Annotated in this window: 14 protein-coding genes; 11 read left to right on the top strand and 3 right to left on the bottom strand. The window is 74.6% G+C overall.

Annotated features, from left to right (window positions below; genetic code table 11):
* Window positions 1–74: 74 nt before the first annotated feature.
* The 3 genes from ACNNMR_RS15225 to ACNNMR_RS15215 all read right to left on the bottom strand — a co-directional run bounded on the left by ACNNMR_RS15225 (window position 75) and on the right by ACNNMR_RS15215 (window position 3774).
* Window positions 75–1508 carry a cation:proton antiporter gene (locus ACNNMR_RS15225; RefSeq protein ID WP_419995139.1) on the bottom strand — a complete coding sequence of 478 codons (1434 nt, stop codon included), beginning with the start codon at window positions 1506–1508 and terminating at the stop codon, window positions 75–77.
* A complete protein-coding gene (locus ACNNMR_RS15220; RefSeq protein ID WP_419995138.1) occupies window positions 1495–2052 on the bottom strand; it encodes a flavin reductase family protein in 558 nt (185 codons plus the stop codon). The genes ACNNMR_RS15225 and ACNNMR_RS15220 overlap by 14 nt, the downstream gene beginning before the upstream one ends.
* 120 nt (window positions 2053–2172) lie before the next feature.
* Entirely contained in the window at window positions 2173–3774 is a 1602-nt protein-coding gene (locus tag ACNNMR_RS15215; protein ID WP_419995137.1) for a tryptophan halogenase family protein, read from the bottom strand.
* Between the two features lie 173 nt (window positions 3775–3947).
* Between ACNNMR_RS15215 and sbnA the strand changes: the two genes are divergently transcribed.
* From sbnA to ACNNMR_RS15160, 11 genes are all read left to right on the top strand, one after another.
* Window positions 3948–4994 (top strand): 2,3-diaminopropionate biosynthesis protein SbnA, encoded by a 1047-nt coding sequence (gene sbnA, locus ACNNMR_RS15210; protein WP_419995136.1) that lies wholly within the window; start codon window positions 3948–3950, stop codon window positions 4992–4994.
* Between the two features lie 42 nt (window positions 4995–5036).
* Window positions 5037–5300, top strand: a complete 264-nt coding sequence (locus ACNNMR_RS15205) for an acyl carrier protein (protein WP_419995135.1) — start codon at window positions 5037–5039, stop codon at window positions 5298–5300.
* The gene (locus ACNNMR_RS15200) at window positions 5297–6535 is read left to right on the top strand and encodes a beta-ketoacyl-[acyl-carrier-protein] synthase family protein (RefSeq protein WP_419995134.1); all 1239 of its coding nucleotides are present in this window, start codon (window positions 5297–5299) and stop codon (window positions 6533–6535) included. The genes ACNNMR_RS15205 and ACNNMR_RS15200 overlap by 4 nt, the downstream gene beginning before the upstream one ends.
* Before the next feature lie 32 nt (window positions 6536–6567).
* On the top strand, window positions 6568–7632 hold the full coding sequence (locus ACNNMR_RS15195) for a beta-ketoacyl synthase N-terminal-like domain-containing protein (RefSeq protein ID WP_419995133.1): 1065 nt from the start codon (window positions 6568–6570) through the stop codon (window positions 7630–7632).
* A gap of 39 nt (window positions 7633–7671) precedes the next feature.
* Window positions 7672–8427: a 3-oxoacyl-ACP reductase FabG gene (gene fabG, locus ACNNMR_RS15190; protein ID WP_419995132.1), complete on the top strand. Its 756-nt coding sequence runs from the start codon at window positions 7672–7674 to the stop codon at window positions 8425–8427.
* Window positions 8428–8469: 42 nt separating this feature from the next.
* Window positions 8470–9171 (top strand): 2-hydroxychromene-2-carboxylate isomerase, encoded by a 702-nt coding sequence (locus tag ACNNMR_RS15185; RefSeq protein ID WP_419995131.1) that lies wholly within the window; start codon window positions 8470–8472, stop codon window positions 9169–9171.
* The gene (locus tag ACNNMR_RS15180; protein ID WP_419995130.1) at window positions 9168–10568 is read left to right on the top strand and encodes a condensation domain-containing protein; all 1401 of its coding nucleotides are present in this window, start codon (window positions 9168–9170) and stop codon (window positions 10566–10568) included. Before ACNNMR_RS15185 ends, ACNNMR_RS15180 begins: the two co-directional genes overlap by 4 nt.
* Window positions 10565–11734 (top strand): FAD-dependent monooxygenase, encoded by a 1170-nt coding sequence (locus ACNNMR_RS15175; protein ID WP_419995129.1) that lies wholly within the window; start codon window positions 10565–10567, stop codon window positions 11732–11734. The genes ACNNMR_RS15180 and ACNNMR_RS15175 overlap by 4 nt, the downstream gene beginning before the upstream one ends.
* Window positions 11735–11887: 153 nt before the next feature.
* The gene (locus tag ACNNMR_RS15170) at window positions 11888–12097 is read left to right on the top strand and encodes an MbtH family protein (protein ID WP_419995128.1); all 210 of its coding nucleotides are present in this window, start codon (window positions 11888–11890) and stop codon (window positions 12095–12097) included.
* 40 nt (window positions 12098–12137) lie between these two features.
* A complete protein-coding gene (locus tag ACNNMR_RS15165) occupies window positions 12138–17168 on the top strand; it encodes an amino acid adenylation domain-containing protein (RefSeq protein ID WP_419995127.1) in 5031 nt (1676 codons plus the stop codon).
* Window positions 17165–23650, top strand: coding sequence for an amino acid adenylation domain-containing protein (locus tag ACNNMR_RS15160; protein WP_419995126.1), 6486 nt, complete (start codon window positions 17165–17167; stop codon window positions 23648–23650). Before ACNNMR_RS15165 ends, ACNNMR_RS15160 begins: the two co-directional genes overlap by 4 nt.
* Window positions 23651–23652 lie beyond the last annotated feature (2 nt).

The raw sequence follows: 23652 nt of genomic DNA, 5'->3' as shown, positions 1-23652 counted from the left end.
CTGCCCGGCGCGGCCGGCAGCTCGGTCCCCGCGGTCGCGCTGCTGGCCGGCACCAGCGGTGACGCGCCGGGCCGCTACCCCGATGTCTTCGACCGGGACAACCTGCTCCGCGGCCTGGCCGGCACCGGAATCGCCTGCCCGCCCACCGATGGCGGCCTGATCGACCGGTGGCTGGGCTGGTTCGGCCGGACCAGCTTCCTTCCGGTACGGGGATGATGCCGGGGACCGGCCGGCTCCGGGGCGGCGTCGGCGCGCGGGCACGCCGGGCGGTCGGCGGGCACCCGGCGCAGCCACGTGAGGGCCGGGCCGGTGGCCGCCGTGGTCGCCAGGGCCATCAGCACCAGGATCGTGAAGACGCCCTCGCCGATGACGCCCATGCTGAGGCCGACGTTCAGCACCACCAGCTCGGTCAGACCGCGGCAGTTCAGCAGGACGCCGAGCGACAGCGCGGTACGCCACGGCCGGCCCGCCGCGCGTGCCGCCACCGCGCCGCCGCCCAGCTTCCCCAGCATCGCGACCGCCAGCACGGCCGCCGTCCACAGCAGCAGCACCGGGTCGGCGAGCAGCCCGATATCGGTGGCGAGGCCGGTCTTCACGAAGAACAGCGGCAGCAGCACCGGCACCACGACCACCCGCAGCCGCCGGGCGCAGCGCTGCACGATCCGGGACTCGCGCGGCACGACCAGGCCGAACACAAAGGCCCCGAAGACCGCGTGCACCCCGATCCGGTCCGTGGCCAGCGCCGACAGGCACAGGCCGCTGAACAGCAGCACCAGCACCAGGGCTTCGGCCGCCGGAGTGTCGTCCCGCCGGGCCTGCCACCGGGCCGAGCGGGCGAGCACGGGACGTACGAAACCGAGCAGCAGCGCGGCGAAGGCGGCGGTCAGCGCCGCGGTGGTGACCGCGTCCAGCGGCGTGCCGCCCACGCCGATGGCGGCCACGGCGGCGAGCAGGCACCAGGCCATGACGTCGTCGACGGCCGCCACCGCGATCGCGAGGGCGCCCAGCGGGCCTCGGTAGAGGCCCTTCTCGGTGAGGATGCGGGCCAGTACGGGGAAGGCCGTAATGCTCATGGCCACGCCGATGAACAGCACGAACGGCAGCCGGTCGACCCCGTCGGGCGCCAGCGACGGATACATGGCCAGGGCGAGCAGCCCGCCGAGCGCCATCGGCACGGCGATGCTGGTCTGGCTGACCAGCACGGCGGTGCGCCCATGGCCGCGCAGCGCCTGCAGGTCGAGGCCCGCGCCCATCAGGAACATGTAGCAGAGCAGCCCGAGTTCGCCGAGCGTGCCGAGGTGCGGCACGACGGACTGCGGGAGCAGCATCTCCTGCCCCTCGGGCCACAACCACCCCAGCAGCGACGGGCCGAGGAGAATGCCGGCGGCGATCTCGCCGACCACCGGCGGCTGTCCGATCCTGCGCATGGCCGCGCCGCCCGCCTGCGCCGCCAGCAGCACCACGGGCACCGCGAGCAGCACGGCGGGCATCGCGTCAGCCCCCGGCACGGGTGCCTCCCGGCAGCGCGGCGGCGGCAGGGGTGGGCTCCAGCGCCGGGCCCGCGATCGCGTCCGACCAGCGGGCGTACTGCCGCAGGCCGTACAGCAGCGGTCCCGGAGCGTCCGGGAACACGGTGACGCGGCGGACCTCCGCGAACACGGCCGTGTGGTCGCCGGCCGGCACCGTGTGCACCACCGTGCAGTCGGCGATGGCGCGGGCGTCGGCGGCCAGATGCGGCCCGGCGGCGTTCAGCGGCAGCCGCCAGTCGGTGCCGCCGAACTTGTCGGCCGTACCGGACGCGAACCGGTCGGAGGTGGCGCGGGCGTCCTCGTGCAGCAGGTTCAGCGCGAACCGGCCGCTGTCCAGCGCCGCCTGCGCCGTCGGGCTGGCGGTGCGCAGGCAGACCACGAGCGTCGGCGGCGCCAGCGCGACGCTGGCGAGCGAGCTGCAGGTCATGCCGGTGGGCTCGGCGCCGGCGCGCAGGGTGGTGAGCACGCTGACGCCGGACGGGAAGCCCGCCATCAGCGGGCGTATGTCGGGACGGTCGGTCATGGGTTCTCCCCGGGTGGTGGGCTGGGCGTTGAGTGGGCTGGGCTCGGGTACGGCGCGGCCCGGCAGCCGGGCAGGTCGATGTCCGGGTGCCGGGCCGTGCGCGGCGGCCGTGCGCTGCCGCTACTTGCCGTGCAGCTCCCGCAGGTGGTCGTACGCGCTGGGCAGCTGGTCGATCATCTGCTGCTGCTCCCGCTTGACCTGGTCGAAGAGCGACTGGGCGCCGGCGACGGACTCCGGCTTGTGGTCCAGGACGGGCAGCGGGGCGTCGGGGACCAGGCCGAGGCCCGCGAAGATGCAGTAGTACGAGCCGTTGGTCCAGAAGTTGTGGAACTCGGCGTCGAAGTTGCCGTAGTACGTCGACTCGTCCGCGACCGGCGCGTTGATGGGCAGGCCGGCCCGGTAGGCGCGGATCTTCTTCTGGATGTTCTCTGGCAGCGTCAGCTCCTTCTGCGCCCGCCAGAACGGGCTGTCGTTGCGCGGGGCGTAGTAGAAGTGCGCCTGGATGAAGTCGCGGGTGTCGTCGAACATCTCCTCGATCTCGTTGTTGAACGACTCCAGCAGCGCCGGGTTGAAGGTGCGGTCGGGGAAGTGCTTCGCCAGCTGGTAGATGGCCGCGGTGATGAAGTAGATGCCGGTCGACTCCAGCGGCTCCAGGAAGCAGGAGGACAGGCCGATGCTGACGACGTTCTTCACCCAGGCGCGGCGGTTGCGGCCGACCCGGAAGCGGACGTGGTTGAACTGCGTCGTCTCGGGGTCCAGGCCCCACATCTCGCAGAACTCGGCGGTGGCCTCCTCCTGCGAGGTGAACTTGCTGGAGTAGACGTAGCCGGTGCCGAAGCGGCCGGGCATCGGGATCTTCCACGCCCAGCCGGACTTCATGGCGATGGCCGAGGTGTACGGCTCCACGCCATTGGCCTCGTCGTCGTGCGGTACGGCGGTGGCCACCGCGCGGTCGGTCATCAGGTGGTCGCTCATGTCGACGAACGGCTCTTCCATCGCCTTGTTGATCAGCAGCCCGCGGAAGCCGGAGCAGTCGATGAACAGATCGGCTTCGAGCAGATCACCGGACTTGGTGCGGAGCGCGGTGACGTAACCCCGCTCGTCCTTGAGCACCTCCGTCATCTCGTCCTGGATGTGCCGCACCCCCTGCTTGCCGGTGGCGAAGCGGCGCAGGAGGTCCGCGACCAGGGCGGCGTCGAAGTGCCAGGCGTAGCGGGTGGCGGCGGTGCCGTCGGGGAATATGGGCGCCTTCTTGGCGTCCATCGCCGGCGGCTCGCGGAAGCAGGCGTAGTCGAAGGGCTCGGCGGTGGCGCCCTCGTGCTTGCGCTTGTACCAGTAGTGCGAGAGCGGGGTGCGGTCGTGCTCGGGCAGGATCCCGAACGGGTGGTAGAAGTGGTCGGGGCCGCCCTCGGGGAGCTCGCGGGCGGTGGCCTCGCCGGTCCCCTCGGTCCGCCAGTTCACGAAGCGCACCGCCATCTTGTAGCTGGCGTTGCACTCGCGCATCCACTCCTCCTCGGGGATGCCGAGGTAGTCGAAAAGCACCCGGTGCAGGTTCGGGACGGTCGCCTCGCCGACCCCGATCCGCGGGATGGCGGGGGCCTCCAGGACCGAGATGTCGACCGTCCCCTGCAGCGCTTTGCCGAGGTAGGAGGCGGTCATCCAGCCGGCGGTGCCGCCGCCGAGGATGACGACCTTTTTGATGCGGTTGTCCGAGCCGGTCATATGCGGGTTCCTCCGTGCAGAGTCGTTGCGGACCGGAAGGTGATCCGCACCATTGAGTCCAAGGTGAACGCCGCTGCTATGCCTCGACTATTGGAGCAATCACCGCTCGGCGGCCTGCCTTTTGGCGGACCGGCGTATGGCTGGCGTATAGCGGGCCCGCTGACCGTGCTGCCATGCCCTACATAGATGGACGGCTGAAAGGCATCCTCTCGACGATCGGAGGCACCCCTCTCATTGAGCTCGAGCGGCTGCTGCCCGGAACCGACTTCCGGGTCTACGCGAAGGTGGAGCGGTTCAATCCCGGCGGCAGCATCAAGGACCGCTCCGCGCTCGGCATGGTGCTCGGCAAGCTGGCCGCCGGGGTGCTGGTGCCCGGTAAATCCACGGTGGTGGAGTCCAGTTCGGGAAATCTCGCCATCGGCCTCGCTCAGCTGTGCGCCTATGCGGGACTGCGGTTCATCTGCGTCGTGGACAGCCGTACCACCCGGCAGAACATCGCGATCCTGCGGGCGTACGGCGCCGAGGTCGACATCGTCACCGAACCGGATCCGGTGACCGGCGAGCTGCTGCCGCAGCGGCTGCGCCGGGTCGCCGAGCTCACCGACCGTATTCCGCACGCGTTCTGGCCCGACCAGTACGCCAATCCGCAGAACCCCAACGCGCACCGCACCACCATGCGGGAGATCGCCGAGGCCCTCGACGGCCGCGTCGACGAGCTGATCGTCGCCGCCGGCACCAGCGGCACCCTCGGCGGCTGCGCCGCGTACATCCGCGAGCACGGCCTCGGCACCACCGTCAACGCCGTGGACGCGGCGGGCAGCGCGCTCTTCAACTCCCCGGTGCAGTGCACCCGGCTGATCCCGGGGCACGGCGCCTCGGTGCGGCCGCCGCTGCTGCGCACGGCCGACGCCGACCGGGTGGTGCACGTCAGCGACCTGGACTGCGTGGTCGGCTGCCGGCGTCTGGTGCGCCGGGAGGCGGTGCTCGCCGGCGGCTCCTCCGGGGCCGTGGTGGCCGCGCTGGAGCGGCTCGCGCCGCAGCTGAGACCCGGCGCCAACGTGGTGCTGATCCTGCCCGACGGCGGCGACCGCTATCTCGACACGATCTACGACGACGCCTGGGTCGAACGGCACTTCGGCGACGTCGCGCACCTGTGGAAAGAGCCCGAGGCGCCCGCGTATAGGGCACCGATAGCAGAGCCCAGCACTCTGGCCGTATAAGCCCCGTCAAGCCCGTACCGCACACGCACACAGGAGGCAGCAATGACCACCCAGGTTCCCGCGCTCGAGGACGGCGTCAAGGACGAGATCAAGGACATCGTCTGCGACATCCTCGAGCTCGAGCTCGACGAGGTCACCGACACCAGCCTGTTCAAGGAGGAGCACGACGCCGACTCGCTGCGCACCATCGAGATCCTGGCCTCGCTGGAGCGGGTCTTCGGGGTCTCCCTGGAGCAGGCCGAGCTGAGCCGCATGACCAACCTGGCCGGTGTGTACGCCGTGGTCGCGGAGGCGCAGGCACAGTGACAGCGAACCGCGTGGTGATCACCGGTCTCGGCGTGGTCACCAGCATCGGCACCGGCGTCGAGGCCTTCGCCGAGGGCCTGAAGTCCGGGCGCAGCGGGGCCGCGCCGATCACCGCGTTCGACACCACCGGGTTCGCGCACGCCAACGCCTGCGAGATCACCGGCTTCCGCCCGGAGGAATGGATCCGCGAGCAGCCGGCCGACCAGCTCGGCCGGGCGGCGCAGTTCGCCGTCGCGGCCGGGCGGATGGCGGTCGCGGACGCGGGGCTCACCGCCGGGGACGTGCGTGCCAGGCGCTCCCTGGTGTCGATCGGCACCACCGACGGCGAGTCCCGCGACCTCGACCACCTCGTCGGCCGGCAGGTCGCCGAAGGCCGGGACCAGCTGGACGAGACGGTGGCCCGGCGGGTCTGGCCCGGCCGGCTGTCCGCCGGGATCGTCCGCGAGCTCGGTCTTACGGACGTGGAGACGGTCACCGTCCCCACGGCCTGCGCCGCCGGCAACTACGCGGTGGGCTACGGCTACGACGCCATCTCCTCGGGAGATGTCTCCATGGCCCTGTGCGGCGGCGCCGACGCGCTCTGCCGCAAGACCTTCACCGGCTTCTACCGCCTGGGCACCATCGCCCCGGACGTCTGCCGCCCCTTCGACGCCGACCGGCAGGGCATCCTGACCGGCGAGGGCGCCGGGGTGCTGCTGATGGAGTCGCTGGAGTCGGCGCTGGCCCGCGAGGCCCGGATCTATGCCGAGGTGCTCGGCTACGGCCTGTCCTGCGACGCCAGCCACCCGGTCGCCCCGGACCGCGACAGCATCGCCCGCTGCATCACCGCCGCGCACCGCAACGCGGGCGTGGACCCGGCCGACGTGGACTTCATCTCCGCGCACGGCACCGGCACCAAGGCCAACGACGTGACCGAGGTCGCGGCGATCCGGCAGGTGTTCGGAGTGCAGCTGCCGCGGACCGTATCCATCAAGTCCATGATCGGCCACACCATGGGGGCGGCCAGCGCCCTGGCCTCCGCGGCCTGCGCCCTGGCCCTGCAGGAGGGGTTCATCCCGCCCACCATCAACCACCGCAGCACCGATCCCGAGTGCGGCGTGGACTGCGTACCCAACGAGGCGGTCGAGGCCGAGCTGCGCGTGGTGCAGAACAACGGCCTGGCCTTCGGCGGCAACAACGCGGTCGTGGTGATGGGCCGGCGCCCGGACCTCCCGTCGCCGGCCGCGGCGGCGTGAGCCGGATCCGAGCTGGAGAGGAGAGCAGACAGATGCTGGTCATATCCGGATGGGCGGTGACCTCCCCGTACGGGCTGGGCCGCGAACCGTTCGCGGCCGGCCTGCGGTCGGGCGGCAGCGCGCTTTCGCCGCTCGACGGAGGGGTGGCGGGCGCCGGTTACGAATCCGCGGGGCTGATCCCCGGCTTCGACGCCAGGACCGTGCTGGGCCGCAAGGGCACCCGCTCGATGGACCGGGCCACGGCCATCGCCGCGGCCACCGTCGGGCTGCTGCTCGATGAGTACGGGGCCGGGCTCGACGCCGCGCCCGAGGAGACCGGGCTGGTGCTCGGCACCTCCGGCAGCGTGCAGTCCATCATGGACTTCACCGAGTCCGCGCTGACCGGCGACAAGCCGTATCTGGTGGACCCGGCCAGGTTCCCCAACACGGTGATGAACTGCCCGGCCGGGCAGAGCGCCATCCGGCACACCCTCAAGGGCCCCAACGTCACCGTCTCCGGCGGCGCCGTCACCGGCCTGCTCGCCGTGAACTACGGCTCGCGGCTGCTGCGTGCCGGACGGGCGCGGGCGCTCGCGGTAGGCGCGGTGGAGGAGTTCTCCGAGCAGCGGGCGCGGCTCGAATGGGCCGCGGACCACGGCGGGGAGCTGCCGTGGCCGCCGGCCGAGGGTGCCGCGCTGTTCCTGCTGGAGGAGGAGGCGGACGCCCGCGCCGCGGGCCGCGACCCGATCGCCGAGGTCATCGGCTCCCGCTTCCGTGCCTTCACCGACCCGGCCAGGGCCGGCGAGGCGCTCGAAGCCTGCGTCGCCGATGTGCTCAACGCCGCGGGCAGCTGGGCGGAACACATCGCCTGCGTCGCCCCCAGCTGCCCCCCGGGCCGGCTGGGCAAGCAGGAGCTGCAGGCCCTGGAGGGCCTCGGCGCGCCCCGCGTGGAGGTGCGCCCGCTGATCGGCGACGCCACCGCCGCGGCCGCCGCCTTCCAGCTCGCGGCCGTCCTCGCGGGCGCCGCGGCAGACCCGTCGGCGGCCGGAAGGCCCGCACTGGTCACCGCCGTCGACCGCGACGGCACCGTCGGCGCCACGCTGCTGCGGCCGCTGTGACCTGAGGCAATCAACCCAGAAGACGAGGAAGGCGGCATTATGCCGGAGCAGACGGAGGCCGAAGGGCGGCCGGTGGCGCTGGTCACCGGCGGCTCGCGGGGCATCGGCCGGGAGGTCGTCGCCGCGCTCGCCCGCGACGGGCACGATGTGGCGCTGTGCTATCGCGCCGACGACGCGGCGGCCGAGGCCGCGGCGAAGGAAGCGGCCGGGTACGGCGCCCGCACGCTGACCGAGCGGATCGACGTCACCGACCGGGAGCAGGTGCGGCAGTTCGTCCGCCGCACCGAGAGCGAACTCGGTCCGGTGGCGGTGCTGGTGACCGCCGCCGGCATCGTCCGCGACGCCCACCTGGCGATGATGGCCGACCAGGACTGGGACGACGTGGTGCGCACCAACCTCGACGGCACCTACAACTTCTGCAAGGCCCTCGCCCTGCCGATGATGAAGCGCCGGCACGGCGTGATCATCACGCTGTCGTCGGTGGCCGCCGCCGGGCAGGCCACCCAGACCAACTACTCCGCCTCCAAGGCCGGGATCATCGGCTTCAGCAAGGCCCTGGCCAAGGAGGCGGGCCGGACCGGACTGCGGGTCAACGCGGTCGCCCCCGGCTTCATCGAAACCGATATGACGGCCGGCCTGTCCGGCAAGTACGCCGACAAGATGCGCGAGCGCATCCCCCTGGGCCGGTTCGGCACCGCGGGCGAGGTGGCCGAGCTGGTCGCCTTCCTCGCCTCCGACCGCGCCGCGTACATCACCGGGCAGGCCCTGTGCATCGACGGCGGCCTCGTCGTCTGAAGCCCGCAACGCATCCATATCCATCCGGAAGGGAGCACCACCATGGCCGTGCGCGCCGCGTCGCCGCGGTTCTACTTCAGCCTGCGCAGCCCGTACAACTTCCTCGCGCTGCACGACCTGCGGCGCGATCACCCCGGGCTGCTGGAGCAGCTGACCTGGCGGCCCTTCTGGGAGCCGGACGAGACCGGCGCCAAGCTGCTGGCCGAGGTCGGCGGCGAATTCCCGTATGTGCCCATGTCGCGGGCCAAGCAGTTCTACATCCTGCACGACGTCCGCCGGCTCGCCGCCGAGCGCGGCCTGAAGATGACCTGGCCGGTGGACCGCGAGCCGTGGTGGGAGCCCGCCCATCTGACGTGGTTCCTCGCCGAGCGGGCGGGCCTTGGCGTCGAGTGGGTGGACCGGGCCGGGCAGGCCCGCTGGATCGAGGGCCGCGACATCTGCGACCCGGACGTGGTGGCGGAGCTCGCCGCCGAGGTCGGGCTCGACGTGGATGAGGTACGGGCCGCCCCCGACGACCCGGGGGTGCGCGCCGAGGCCACCCGGGCGCTGCTCGACATCCACCGCGACGGGGTGTTCGGCGTCCCGTACTTCGTCTCCGGCCGCAAGCCCTTCTGGGGCCTCGACCGGGTGCCCGCCTTCGCCGCGGAGCTGGCCGGCGGCAAGAGCCCGGTCGCCGCCGAGCCGAAGGCCGCCGTCTTCGCCGGCGCCACCAGCGACCTCGCGCACGCGGGAGGCTGCGGATGAGCACCCCGACCGTGGTGGCGCAGATGCCGCTCACCACCATCCAGCAGTCCATGTGGACGGCCTATCAACTGGTCCCGGACTCCAGCTCGTACAACATCGTGATGCCGCTCAGGCTCTACGGCCCCGTGGACCCGGCCGCGATGGACCGGGCGGTCACCGCCGTCGGCGAGCGGCAGGAGCTGCTGCGGTCGGTGTTCACCGCCGACGCCGACGGCACCCCCCGCTGCACCGTCTCCGACCGGCCGCTGGTCCGTCTTGAGCTGCGGGACCTGGACGGCGCCGACGAGGCCGAGCTGCACCTGGCCGCCGAGGAGGCGGGCGCCCGCCCGTTCCGCCTCGAACAGGGCGCCTTCCGGGTGGTGCTGCTGCGCCGCTCCGCGACCGACTGGGCGCTGGTGACCTCGGCGCACCACATCGTCAGCGACTTCACCTCGCGCTGGCTGCTGGTGCGCGATCTGCTCGACGCCTACGCCGGGTTCGCCGAAGGCCGGGAGCCCGCGTGGCGCCCGCTGACCGGTTCGTTCGCGGAGCACGCCGCCGAGGAGGAGCGCTACACCGCCTCCCAGCCGGGCGAGAGCGCCGCCGAGCGGTGGCGGTCCTCCGTGGCCGGCTCCGCCGCGGCCGAACTGCCCCTGGACCGGCCGCGCCCCGCCGTCCGCTCCTACCGGGGCGGCACCGTGGTCCGCCAGCTCCCGGCGGCGGCCGTCGACGGACTCGCGGCAGCCACCGGCAGCAGCACCCCGTTCGCCTTCCTGCTCGGCGTCTTCCAGTCCCTCGTCCACCGCTGGACCGGCCAGGACGACTTCCTGCTCGGCGTGCCCGCGACCAGCCGCATGGGGCGCAAGCAGCGCGACATCATCGGCTGCTACCTCAACACCATGCCGGTACGGGCCGAGTTCACCGGCTCGACGACCTTCGCCGACGCGGCCGCACAGGCCGGCGAGCGCGTCATGCGCGGCATGACCGCCATCCGCTACCCCTGCGGCCTCGCCTTCCCGCGCGCCGTGCTCTTCCGCGCCGCGCTGTTCCTCGTCCAGATGGACCGCATGGACCCGCCGGTGCCCAACGTGCCGCCGGGCTCGGCCGAGGGCGCGGCGATCGAGCGGGCCGGACTGCGGATCGCGCTGATCGACGTACCCCAGCAGGAGGGGCAGCTCGACCTGCTGCTGCGCCTGGAGCAGACCCCGGAAGGCATCACCGCCGTCTTCTCGTACGACACCGACGTGCTGGACCGCGCCTCGGTGGAGCTGCTCGCCGACGGCTTCGAGCGGCTGCTCGCGGCCGCGGTCGCCGCCCCCGACACCCGGATCGCCGACGTCGAACTGGCCGCCGCGGACCAGGAGACGGACGGCTGGGACGACTTCGAATCCTTCGAGAACGCATGGGACTACCGATGACACTCACCATCGCGGTGGCCGGCGCCGGCCTCGGCGGCCTCGCCACGGCCGCCGAACTGCACCGCAACGGCTTTCACGTGCAGGTGTACGAGCGCGGCCGGCGGCTGCGCGAGCAGGGCGTCGGCATGCACCTGGGCCCCAACGCCGTCCGGCTGCTGCTGCGCCGCGGCCACGGCCCGCGGCTGCGCACGGCCGCCGTGCGCCCCCAGGCCCTGGAGGTACGCGCCTTCCACGACGGCTCGCTGCTGACCCGGCAGGAGATGGGCGCGGGCTGGGAGCGCCGCTTCGGCGCCCCGTACCTCACCGTCCACCGCGGCGATCTGCACCGCATGCTCGGCGCCGGACTGCCCGGCCGCCAGGTGCACACCGGCGTCGAACTCACCGGCTACGAGGAGGACCGGGACGGCGTCCGGCTGCGCTTCGCCGACGGCGGCGAGGCGCGGGCCGATGTGCTGATCGGCGCCGACGGGGTGCACTCGGTGGTCCGCCGGGCGATCACCGGCGGCGAACAGCCCGTGTACTCCGGCAATGTGGCGCTGCGCTGGCTCGCCGACGCCGACCTGGTGCCGGAGCTCGACCCGGGGCAGATGTACATGTTCGCCGGGCCCGCGGGGCGGGTGCTAGCGTATCCGGTGTGCGGCGGCTCGGCGTTCACCTGCGTCGTCGTGGTGCCGCGCGCGGCTCCCGCGGACGAGTCCTGGACGTCCGCCGCCACACTGGACGAGCTGCGGGCGGCGGTGGCCGGCTGGGCGGAGCCCGTACAACAACTCGCTTCAGCTGCCCGCGAGGTGCGCAGCTGGGCGCTCTTCGACCGGGACCCGCTGCCGCGCTGGTCCACCGCCCGTACGACGCTGCTCGGCGATGCCGCGCACCCCATGCTTCCGCACCACGGCCAGGGCGCGAACCAGGCCGTCGAGGACGCCGTGACGCTCGCCGCCTGCCTGGACCAGTCCGACGGCTCGGCCGCCGGGATCGAGGCGGCGCTTCAGCGGTACGAGGAGCTGCGCCGGCCGCACACCGCACAGGTGCAGCTGGGCTCCCGCGACGGTGCCCGCCCGCAGCGGCCCACTGGCGGCAAGGCCGACCTGGCGGCAGACGTCTCCTGGGTGCTCGGCCACGACGCCGACGCGGCCGTTACGCCTGCGAGGGAGGTGGCCGCTGCCTGACCCCGGACCCTACGACACCCCTTCAAGGGCCCCCGCCGACCTCCCGGCGGGGGCCCCTTCCGTATGCCCGCATGCGGCAACTGCCCGATATAGGCGGGCCGTAGCGGGGCGGCACAGCATGAGCGCATCCGAACGCAGCCTTAGGAGTGCTCGATGAGCGAACAGATATCCGAAGAGCGCTGGGTCGTCGTGCTCAACGACGAGGAGCAGTACTCGATCTGGTGGGCCGACCGGGAGCTGCCGGGCGGCTGGCATGCCGAAGGCACCGAGGGCACCCGCGACGAGTGCCTCGCCCGTATCGACGAGGTCTGGACCGACCTGCGCCCGCTGAGCCTGCGCCGCCGCATGGCCGCGGCCGCCTGAGCCCCCGCCCGCACCGCCGACCGACGAAGAGGAGCTGGACGTGAACGACCGTACGCAGGCGGAATCCGTGCCCGGCCGCCGACCGCCGCTGCTGCCCGAGCTGTTCGCCGCGCAGGCCGCCCGCACCCCGCACGCGCCCGCGGTCGTCCGCCCCGGCGAGGAGACGATCCGTTACGGCGATCTCCACGAGCGCGCCCTGCAGCTGGCCGGCCGGCTCGGCGAGCTGGGCGTCACGCCCGGCGAGCCGGTCGGCGTGTGCCTGCCCCGCACCCCCGACCTCGTCGCCGCGCTGCTCGGCGTGTGGCTGGCGGGCGGCGCCTATGTGCCGCTCGACCCGGCCCATCCGGCCGGGCGGCGGGCGCTCGTGGTCGCGGACGCCGGGGCCCGGCTGATCGTCGCCCAGCGGGAGACTGCCGGGCTCGCGGCGGAGGGCAATGCCCGCGCCGTGATCATGGAGGACCTGGCGGACGCGTACAGCACCCCGGACGCCGCCGCCGTGACCGTGCCCCTGGACCCGGCGCAGCCCGCCTATCTGCTGCACACCTCGGGCTCCACCGGGCGCCCGAAGGGCGTCGTCGTACCGCATGCGGGGATCGCCAACCGGGTGCGCTGGCTGGCGCACCGGCATCAGCTCGGCCCGGACGACCGGATGCTGCTGAAGACCACCGTCGGCTTCGACGCCGCGGGCCTGGAGCTGTTCGCGCCGCTGATCAGCGGCGGCAGTGTCGTACTCGCGCCCGAGGGCGCCGAGTTCGACCCGGCCGCGCTGCTGCGGGCCGTCGCCGACGGCGGCGTGAGCGTGCTGCAGGGCGTGCCGTCCGTGTACGGGCGGCTGGCCGACGAGTCCGGCTGGGCGGACTGCACGCGGCTGCGGCTGCTGTTCAGCGCCGGTGAGCCGCTGCACGCCGAGCTGTGCCGGCGGCTGCTGAAGCTGGCGCCCAGCGCCGAGATCTGGAACACGTATGGCCCCACCGAGGCCAGCGTCGACATCACCGAGCACCGCTACGACCCCGCGCAGGAGACCGGCCCGGTCCCGATCGGCAAGCCCATCGGCGGGCTGCGGGTGCGGGTGCTCGACGCCGCCGGGCGCGAGGTCCCGGCGGGCGTGCCGGGCGAGTTGTACGCGGGCGGGGCCGGGCTCGCGCTCGGCTACTGGGGCGCCGGTGGCCGTACCGCCGAGCGCTTCGTGCCCGACCCGCGAGGCCCCGAGGGCGCCCGGCTCTACCGCACCGGCGACCGGGTGCGGCGGCGCACCGACGGCGTACTGGAATACCTGGGCCGGCTCGACGGCCAGCTGAAGGTCAACGGCGTCCGGATCGAGCCCGGCGAGGTGGAGGCGGCGCTCGCCGCGCACCCGTGGGTGCGGGCCGCCGCGGCCGGCGTCAGCGACGACGGCTCTGGCGGTCGCCGTCTGGTCGCCTGGGTGCAGTCCCGCGGGGAGCAACTGCGCCCCGACGAGCTGCGGATGTTCCTGCGCCGCACCCTGCCCGACGCGATGGTGCCGCAGGTCTTCGTGCCGGTCACCGAGTTCCCGCTCACCCCGAACGGGAAGATCGACCGGGCGGCGCTGCCCGACCCGGCCGCGGAGGCGGCCCCCGGCGGCCTGGTCCCGGTCCGTAACGCCGCCGAGCGCCGCGTCGCCGAGGAGTGGTCCGACCTGCTCGGCACGCCGGCCGACGAGATCGGCGCCCTGCACGACTTCTTCCAGCTGGGCGGCTCGTCGCTGATGCTGACCCGGCTGGCGGAGCGGCTGTCCCGCGCCGCCGGCGGCCGGATAGAGCTGCGCCGCCTTTTCACCGCCACCACCGTCGCCGACCAGGCCGAGCTGATCGCCGCCCCGGCCGCGACGGACCCCGCCCCCGAAACCCGCCAGGACGCGGTCCCGCGCACTCCCGCGGGCCTGCCGCTGTCTCCCGGCCAGCAGGGCCTGTGGCTGCTTGACCGGCTGCGCCCCGGCACCGGCGAGTGGACCGCGCCGGTCTTCATCACCCTCCCCGGGTCGTACGAGGACGCGACCATCACGGCCGCCCTTGAGCAGCTCGCCTCCCGGCACGAGATCCTGCGCACCCGGTACGAGCTGCGCGGCGCCGAGCCGGTGCAGATCGCCGACCCGCCCGGGCACCGCCGGGTGCCGGTGCGGTTCGCCCGTGCGCAGAGCGCCGCGGCGCTGCGCCGGGTGGCGCAGGAGGAGTTCGCCGCCGGATACGACCTGGAGCACGGCGGCGTATGGCGGGCGGCCGTGGTGCGCGGCGAGGACGCGGTGACGGTGCTGCTGAGCATCCACCACATCGCCTGCGACGGCTGGTCCTCGGTCGTGCTGGAGCGCGACCTGAAGGCGCTGGCCGCCGCCGTGCACGACGGTACCGAGGCCGAGCTGCCGCCGCTGCCGCTGCAGTACGCCGACCACGCCGTGCACCAGCGCCGGGCCCTCGCCGCGGGCGCCGCCGAGACCGAACTCGCCCACTGGCGCGAGACCTTGGACGGCCTCACCCCGCTCGACCTGCCCGCCGACCGGCCGCGCCCGGCCACCCGCGACGGCAGCGGCGCCGCGCACGTCTTCACCGTGCCCGCCGCCATCGCCGAGCGGGCGGCCCGGATCGGCCGCGAGCGCGGCGCCACCCTGCAGCAGACGCTGCTGACCTCGTTCGCCGCCCTGGTGGCCCGGCTCACCGGCCGCTGGGACGTGCCCGTCGGGGTGCCGGTGGCCGGCCGGGAGCGGCCGGAGACCGCCGACGTCGTCGGCTTCTTCCTCAACACCCTCGTGCTGCGCTGCGAGGCCCCCGCCGACGCCCCCTTCACCACCGCGGTCGAGCACGTCCGCGACCGGGCCAGGGAGGCCTTCGCGCACCAGGCGGTGCCCTTCGACCGGGTGGTCGAGGAGCTGGGCGCGGGTGGCGACTCCGCCAGGACGCCGCTGTACCAGGTGATGTTCGACCTGCACGAGGAGGGCCGCACCGGCACCGCCGTGGCGGCGGGCGAGCTGCGCGCCTTCCGCGACGCCTGGCGCAGCGCCCGTACCGACCTCACCCTCGTCGTGCAGCCGCAGCCGGACGGCAGCCTGCTCGGGATGGTGGAGTACGCGACCGCGCTGTTCGACACGGCCACCGTCGAGCGGTTCGCCGACTGCTGGCTGCGGCTGCTGGAGTCCGTCACCGACGACCCGCAGATCACCCTGGACGCGGCCGAGATCCTGCCCGACGGGCTGCGCGCCGAGATCCTGCGCAGCGGCGAGGGCACCCCCGCGGCCGCCGTGGAACCGGGCGAGAGCTCGGTGTTCGCCGCCATCGTCGCGAGCGCGGGCCGCGACCCGCGGGCGACCGCGGTCGTCTGCGGCGACGAGGAGTGGACGTACGCGCAGCTGCTGCGCCGCGCCGCCGGCTACGCGCGGCGGCTGACCGAGCTGGACGCCGGCCCCGAGGCCACCGTCGGCGTCATGCTGCCCCGCACCCCCGAACTCCTCGCCGCGCTGCTGGGCGTCTGGCAGTCCGGGGCGAGTTACGTCACCCTCGACCCGGCCGCGCCCGACGACCGGCTCGGCTATCTGCTCGCCGACGCGGGCGCGCACGCCGTCATCGCCGACCCGGCCGGGGTGCGAAGACTCACCGGGCTGCACGCCGCGCCGGGCATCGGCGCGGACGAGCAGCTGCCGGCCGGCCCGGCGCGGTACCCGGGCTGCGACCCGGACCGCCAGGCGTACGTGATCTACACGTCCGGGTCCACCGGGCGGCCCAAGGGCGTGGCGGTGAGCCACGGTTCGCTGCTGCGGATGCTGTCCGCTGCCCGCGCCGACCTCGGCTTCGGGTCCGGCAGCACCTGGCTGGCGCTGGCCCAGCCGACCTTCGACATCTCCTGCACGGAGCTGTTCCTGCCGCTGCTGGCCGGCGGCCGGGTGGTGCTGGCCCGCGAGTGCGAACTGGGCGACCACGGCGCCCAGCTCGCCCTGCTGGACACGCACGCGGTCAGCCACATCCAGGTCGCCCCGCCGCACTGGCAGATGCTCATCGACGCCGGCCTCGGCGAGCGGCCCGGCCTGACCGGCCTGACCGGCGGCGAGCCCACCCCGCCCGCCCTCGCCCGCGAACTCGCCCGCCGCCTGGGCCGGTTCGTCAACGAGTACGGGCCCACCGAGACCACCATCGCCGCCACCCGCTGGCAGGCCGACGAGGCCGCCCGCGCGGTGCCCATCGGCCGCCCGTACCCGCACGTCACCGCGCGGGTGCTGGACAGCAGGTTGCGCCCGGTCCCGTACGGCACCACCGGGGAGCTGTGCATCGGCGGCGGGGGAGCCGCGCGCGGCTACCACGGGCGGCCGGGAATGACCGCCGCCGCCTTTGTGCCCGACCCGTACGGTCCTGCCGGGTCCCGGCTCTACCGCAGCGGCGACCTCGCCCGGATGCGGCCCGACGGCACCCTGGAGTTCGCGGGGCGGGCCGACGGGCAGGCCAAGGTGCGCGGCCGCCGGGTGGAGACCGGCGAGGTGCAGGCGGTGCTCGCCGGACACCCGGGCGTCGCCGCCGCGGTCGTGACCGTGTACGGCAGCGGGCCCGACGCCGCGCTGATCGGCTACTGGGTGCCGGGTGCCGGGCCGCTGCCCGGCGACGGCGAGCTGCGCGACCACTGCGCCGGGCAGCTGCCGGACTACATGGTGCCCGCGCTCTTCGTGCCCATCCCGTCCGTGCCGCTGACCCGGCACAACAAGGTGGACACCGCCGCGCTGCCCGCCCCCGACCTGGCCGCGGCGCTCGCCGACGAGCCGTACACCGCCCCCGAGGGACCGGTGGAGGAGGCCATCGCCGCGATCTGGGCCGAGGTGCTCTTCGGCAGCGAGCACGCCGAGCGGCCCATCGGCGGCCGGCAGGGCTTCTTCCGGATCGGCGGCAACTCGGTCCGCGCCGCCCGCGTGACCGCCCTGATCCAGGACGAGTTCGGGGTGGAGCTGCCGCTGCGCGCCGTCTTCGAGCGCCCCACCGTGGCCGGCCTCGCCGCCGCCGTGGAGGAGGCCGTCGCCGCCGAGATCGCGTCGCTCAACGACTCCGAACTCGCCTTCGCCCACCAGGAGTACCAGCCGTGAGTGCACCCCCGATCAGTGCCGACCAGCAGGAGCGGATACGGGCGGAGCTGCTGCGCCGCCGCCTCGCGGGCCGCGGCGGCCGCCGGGCCGGAGCCGGGCGCATCCCGCCGGCCGACCGCGGCGCGCCGCTGCAGCTGTCCGCCGGGCAGCGCAGCCTGTGGTTCCTGCACCAGCTCGACCCGGACAGCCGGGCGTATCTGCTGCCGATCGTGCTGCGGCTGTCCGGCGCGCTGGACCTCGCCCGGCTGCGCGGGGCGGTCAACGCCCTCGCCGCCAGGCACGAGATCCTGCGCACCCGGTACGTACTCGACGGCGGGCAGCCGGTGCAGGTGGTGGACCCGGCGGGGGACGTGGACTGGCAGGTCGTCGAGATGCCCGGGGTGCCGGGAGAGCGCCGGGACGCCGAGGCCGCCGAGTTCGCGCACGCCGCCGCCGAGCCCATGGACCTGGCGGCGGAGCCGCCGCTGCGGGTGAGGGTGCTGCGGTTCGGGCCCGACGACCATGTGCTGGTCGTCGTCCTGCATCACATCGCCGCGGACGCGCCCACCCGGCCGCTGCTGCTGCGCGACCTAGGTGCCCTGTACCGCGGTACCGAACTGCCGCCGCTGGCCGTGCAGTACGCCGACTACGCCGCCTGGCTGAACACCCGCCAGGCAGGACCCCGCGCCGCCGAGCGGCTCGACTGGTGGCGCCGCGAGCTCGACGGCCTCGCCCCGCTCGAACTGCCCACCGACAGGGCACGGCCCGCGGTGCGCGACGACGCGGGCGCGGTGGCCGGCTTCGAGGTGCCGCCGTGGCTCGCCGCCCGGCTGCGCGCGCTGGCGAAGGAGGCGGACGGCACGCTCTTCATGGTGCTGCTCGCCGCCTTCCAGGTGCTGCTCGGCCGGTACGCGGGCACGCAGGACGTCGCCGTCGGCACCGCCGTGTCCGGGCGCGGCCGGGAGGAGCTCGCCGGCATGGCGGGCTACGCGTACAACAGCCTGGCGCTGCGCGCCCGCTGGACCGGCGACCCGGCCTTCCGCGAGCTCCTCGCGGCGGGCCGCGGCCGGGTCCTCGACGCCCTCGACCACCAGGACGTGCCCTTCGACCGGATCGCCGACGAGCTCGAACCGCAGCGGGACCTGTCCAGGACCCCGCTGTTCCAGGTCATGTTCGACCTGGCCCCCGACGGCGCGGGCAGCGGCCTCGACCTGCCGGAGGTCACCGCGCGGCCGGTGCCGGCCACCGGCCGGATCGCCCGCTTCGACCTCACCCTGCACCTGGCGGAGCGGCCGGACGGCGGCCTGACCGGGTCCCTCGAATACGCCACCGCGCTCTTCGACGCGGCCACCGCCGAGCGCCTCACCGGCCACTACACCCGCCTGCTCACCGCCGCCGCCGAGCACCCGGACGCGCCGCTGTCCGCGCTGGAGATGCTCTCCCCGGCCGAGCGTTCGCTGCTGCTCGACGGCCCGGCCGAGCCGGTGGGCGGCGGCGAGCCGGTGGACCTGGCCACGCTGCTCCCGGTGCCGCAGGGCATCGCCGCGCAGATGGCGGCCACCCCGGACGCCACCGCGCTGGTGCACCCCGGCGGCAGCGTCACGTACGCCGAACTGGACGGCCTCGCCAGCGCCTTCGCCTGCCGCCTCGCCGGCCTCGGCGCGGGCACGGACGACACCGTCGGAGTGCTCCTCGACCGCGGGCCCGACCTCGTCGGCAGCCTCCTCGGCTGCTGGCGGGCGGGCGCCGCCTACCTCCCGATCGACCCGGGCTATCCCGACGACCGCATCGCCTACATGCTCGCCGACACCGGCACCCGCCTCGTCGTCACCGAGCGCAAGCACGCCGACCGGTTCACCGGCACCGGCGTGCGGCTCATCGTCGTGGACGACCCGGAGGAGCGGGCCGCGATCGAGGCGGCGCCCGCTTCCGTACGGGACGGACTCCCGGCCGCGACCGACCCCGACCAACTGGCGTACGTCATCTACACCTCGGGCTCGACCGGCCGCCCCAAGGGCGTCCTCGTCACCCACCGCGGCCTCGCGGGCTACCTCGGCTGGACCGCCCGCGCCTACGCCAAGCACCCGGGCGGCGCCCCGGTCTTCTCCTCCATCGCCTTCGACCTCGGCGTGCCCAACCTGTACACCCCGCTGCTCACCGGGCAGCCGGCCCACCTGCTGCCGCAGGACTTCGAGGTCGACCAGCTCGGCGCGCTGCTCGCCGCGGGCGGCCCGTACGGCTTCATCAAGCTCACCCCCGGCCACCTCGACCTGCTGCAGCAGCAGCTGACCGACGACCAGATCGCCTCCCTCGCCGGGCTGGTGATCGCCGCGGGCGACGCCTTCACCGCCCGCCTTGCCGAGCGCTGGGCGGCCTCGGCGGGCGAGCACGGCACCAGGCTGGCCGCCGAGTACGGGCCCACCGAGATCACCGTCGGCAACTCCGCGTACTTCATCGACGGGCCTGTCCCCACCGAGCTGGTCTCCATCGGCCGGGCCATCCCGCACACCACCATGTACGTCCTCGACGACCGCCTGCGCCCCCTGCCCATCGGCGTCACCGGCGAGGTGTGGATCGGCGGCATCGGCCTGGCCCGCGGCTATGCGAGCCGGCCCGGGCTGACCGCCGAGCGTTTCGTCCCCGACCCGTACGGCCCGCCGGGCGCCCGGCTCTACCGCACCGGCGACCTCGCCCGGGTGCTGCCCGACGGCGGCCTCGACTTCGTCGGCCGAGTCGACCACCAGGTCAAGCTGCGCGGCTACCGCATCGAGCCCGGCGAGGTCGAGGCCGCGCTGACGGGGCATCCCGCGGTGGCCGAGGCGGTGGCGCTGGTACGGGAGGACAGTCCCGGCGACAGGCAGCTGGTGGCCTATCTGGTGCCGGCGCCGGACGCCGACGCGGCCGAACTGGCGCCGCAGGCGCTGCGCGAGCGGCTCGGCGAAGGGCTGCCCGCCTACCTGGTGCCGTCCGCGTTCGTGCTGCTCGACGCGCTGCCGCTGACCGGCAACGGCAAGCTGGACCGCCGGGCGCTGCCCGCCCCGGGCCGGGGCGCCACCGCGGTCGGCGAGCACACCGCCGCCCGCGACGACGCCGAGCGGGTCATGGCCGGGGTCTGGGCCGAGGTGCTCGGCCTCGACGAGGTCGGGGTGCACGACAACTTCTTCGACCTGGGCGGCGATTCGATCCGCGCCGTCGCACTGGTCGGCGCGCTGCGCGCGGCCGGCTGGGAGACGTCCGTACGCGATGTCTTCGAGCACCGCACCGTGGCCCGGCTGCGCGCCGCGCTCGGCGACGCGGGCGCGGCGGCGGACGCGGGGCACGGCCCGGTGGCGCCGTTCGCGCTGATCTCCGCCGAGGACCGGGCCGCGCTGCCCGCCGAGGTCACCGACGCCTATCCGCTGTCGCGGATCCAGGCCGGAATGCTGATCGAAATGCACGACGTCAGCGGCGAGAACCGCTACCACAACATCACCTCCTTCCGGATCCGCGACGAGCTGCCCTTCGACCCGGAGGCCTTCCGCCGCGCCTGCGCGCTGATCACCGAGCGGCACGAGGTGATGCGCACCGGCTTCGACATGACCGGCTACTCGCAGCCGCTGCAACTGGTGCACGCCACCGCCGCGTTCCCGGTCGTCCACGAGGACCTGCGCGGCCTGCCCGAGCAGGACCGCGAGCAGGCGCTCTGGGACTTCTGCGACCGTGACCGGAGCGAGCTGTTCGACCTGGCGCGGCCGCCGCTCATGCGGATGGCCGTGCATCTGCTGGACGACGAGAGCTGGTGGCTGTCGATCACCGAGTGCCACCCGGTGATCGAGGGCTGGAGCTATCACTCCCAGCTGATGGAGCTGCTGCGCGCCTACCGCCGGATCCGTACGGACGAGGAGCCCGAGCCCGCGCCCGTACAGCCGAAGGTGCGCTACGCCGACTTCATCGCTGCCGAACTGCGGTCCCTGGACGGCGACGGGGACCGTGCGTACTGGCAGGGGATCACCGGCGGATACGAGAAGTTCACGCTGCCTCCCGGCTGGGACGGCGAGGCGGCCGGGGACGACGAGCGCTGCCGCATCGACATCCCCCTCGACGACGTCGAGCCGGGGCTGCGGGCGCTCGCCGCCGCGGCAGGGGTGCCGTACAAGAGCGTGCTGCACGCCGCGCACGCCAAGGTGCTGTCGCTGCTCACCGCCTCGGACGCCTTCCGCGGCGGCATGGTCGCCGACGCCCGGCCCGAGGAGGCGGGCGCCGAGCAGGTGTCGGGGATGTACCTGAATTCGGTGCCGTTCCCGTACCGCCGCCCCGAAAGCACCTGGGGGGAGCTGGCGCGGCAGGTCTTCGACGCGGAGATCTCGCTGTGGCCGCACCGCCGCTTCCCGATGCCCGCGATGCGCGCCCCGGGCGGCGACCGGCATCTGATCGATGTCCTCTTCCACTACCTGGACTTCCACCAGGTGGACACCGAGCTCATCGACATCATGGCGAGCAGGGACGACAGTCCCAATGAGTTCAAGCTGGTCGTGGGCACGCCTGTGCGCGGGCATTTCTCCATCGCCTCCCGCCCCGGCATCCTCGCCCAGGCGGCGGCCGGGCGGCTGGCCGCGCTCTACCGCGCGGTCTTCGCCGACATGGCCGCCACCGGTACGGGGGGCGACGCCCGCGGCGGCTACCCGGAGGCGGCCGAGCGCCGCCGGCTCGCGGCGCCGCCGCTGCCGTACCCGGACCCGCCGCGCGATGTGCTCGCCGCCATCGAGGAGCAGGCCGCCCGCACCCCGCGGGCCATCGCCGTGCGCGGCCCGGACGGCGCCGAGCTCAGCTACGCCGGGCTGCGGGCCCGCGCAGGCCGGATCGCCGCCCGGCTGCGCGGCCTCGGCGCCGGGCCCGGCGGCCGGGTGGCCGTGCTGCTCGACCGCGGCCCCGACCTGGTCGCCGCGCTGCTCGGCGTCTGGCAGGCGGGCGCCGTCCAGGTGCCCCTCGACCCGGACACGCCCGTGGACCGGATCGCCGCCATCGCGGCGCGGCTCGGCCTCGACGCGGCGGTGACCCAGCCGGAGTACGCCGCGCGGCTCGACGGCGCGGGCGTGCTGCTGCTCACCGAGTGGGTGACCGACGACGAGCCCGCCGAGCCGCCGCTGGAGGCGTACGACGCCGACCGGTCGGCGTACATCCTGCACACCTCGGGATCCACCGGCGAACCCAAGGGCGTCGAGGTCAGCCATGGCGCGCTGGCGCACTATCTGGACTGGGCGGTACGGGAGTACGCGGCCGCCGGCGGCGGCGCCCCGTACTTCACCTCCGCGGGCTTCGACCTCGGAGTCCCGGCGCTGTACGCGCCCCTGATGACCGGGCAGACGGTGCGGATGCTGCCGCAGTGCTTCGGCCCGGCCGAGCTCGGGACGCTGCTCGCGGCGGGCGCGCCGTACGCCTTCGTCGGGCTGACGCCCGGGCATCTGGCGCTGCTGGAGGACGAGTTGAGCGACGCCGAGCTGGCCGGTCTCGCGGCCGTCGCGGTCTGCGCCGGCGACGCCTACCCCGCCGACCAGGCCCGCCGGGTCGCCGCCCGGATCGCGGCCGCCGGGGGCGGGATGCGGCTGGCCACCGAGTACGGGCCGACCGAGGCGACCGTCGCCGCCACCGCGGGCCCGGCCCCGGCAGGGCGCGGCGGGCGGGCGCTGGTGCCGCTGGGCTCGGCGCTGCCGGGGGCCGTCGTGCGGCTCCTGGACGGCGAGCTGCGGCCGGTGCCGGACGGCGTCACCGGCGAGGTGTGGCTCGGCGGCGCCGGGCTGGCCCGCGGCTACGCCGGGCAGCCCGCCGCGACCGCCGCCGCCTTCCGCCCCGACCCGTACGGGCCGCCGGGCACCCGGCTCTACCGCACCGGCGACCTGGCGCGGCGACTGCCGGACGGGACGCTGGAGTTCGCGGGCCGGGCCGACGGCCAGGTGAAGATCCGCGGCCACCGGGTGGAGCCCGGCGAGGTGGAGGCGGTGCTCGCCGCCGACCCCGCCGTGCGTGCCGCACTCGTGGCGGCGCTGCCCGCGGCCGACGGCGGGCAGCGGCTCGCCGCCTGGGTGGTGCCGGAGGACGGCGCCGCGGACTGCTCGCCGCGCGCCCTGCGCGACCGGCTGCGCCGCCTGCTCCCCGCGGCCGCGCTGCCCGGCGTGTTCCGTACGGTCGACCGGCTGCCGCTGACCGGCAACGGCAAACGCGACCGCGCCCTGGTCGCGGACCGCGCCGCCACCGCCGCCCAGGACCTGACCAGCACCGCACCGCGCACCACCACCGAGAGGGTGCTGGCGCAGGTCTGGGCCGAGGTGCTCGGCCTCGACGAGGTCGGCGTGCACGACGACTTCCGCGACCTCGGCGGCGACTCGCTGCTCGTACCGCCGCTGCTGCTCGCCGCCCGCAACGCAGGCCTCGACCTCGACCTCGCCACGGCGCTGCGCCACCACACCGTCGCCCGACTCGCCGCCGCGCTGGACGCCCGGCGCGCCCCGCAGCAGGAGGAAAGCTGACC

It is taken from the genome of Streptomyces boninensis (assembly GCF_048572725.1).
Taxonomy (GTDB): domain Bacteria; phylum Actinomycetota; class Actinomycetes; order Streptomycetales; family Streptomycetaceae; genus Streptomyces; species Streptomyces boninensis.
The sequence above is the reverse complement of the archived record's forward strand: the minus strand, read 5'-3'. Positions and strand labels throughout refer to the sequence as shown.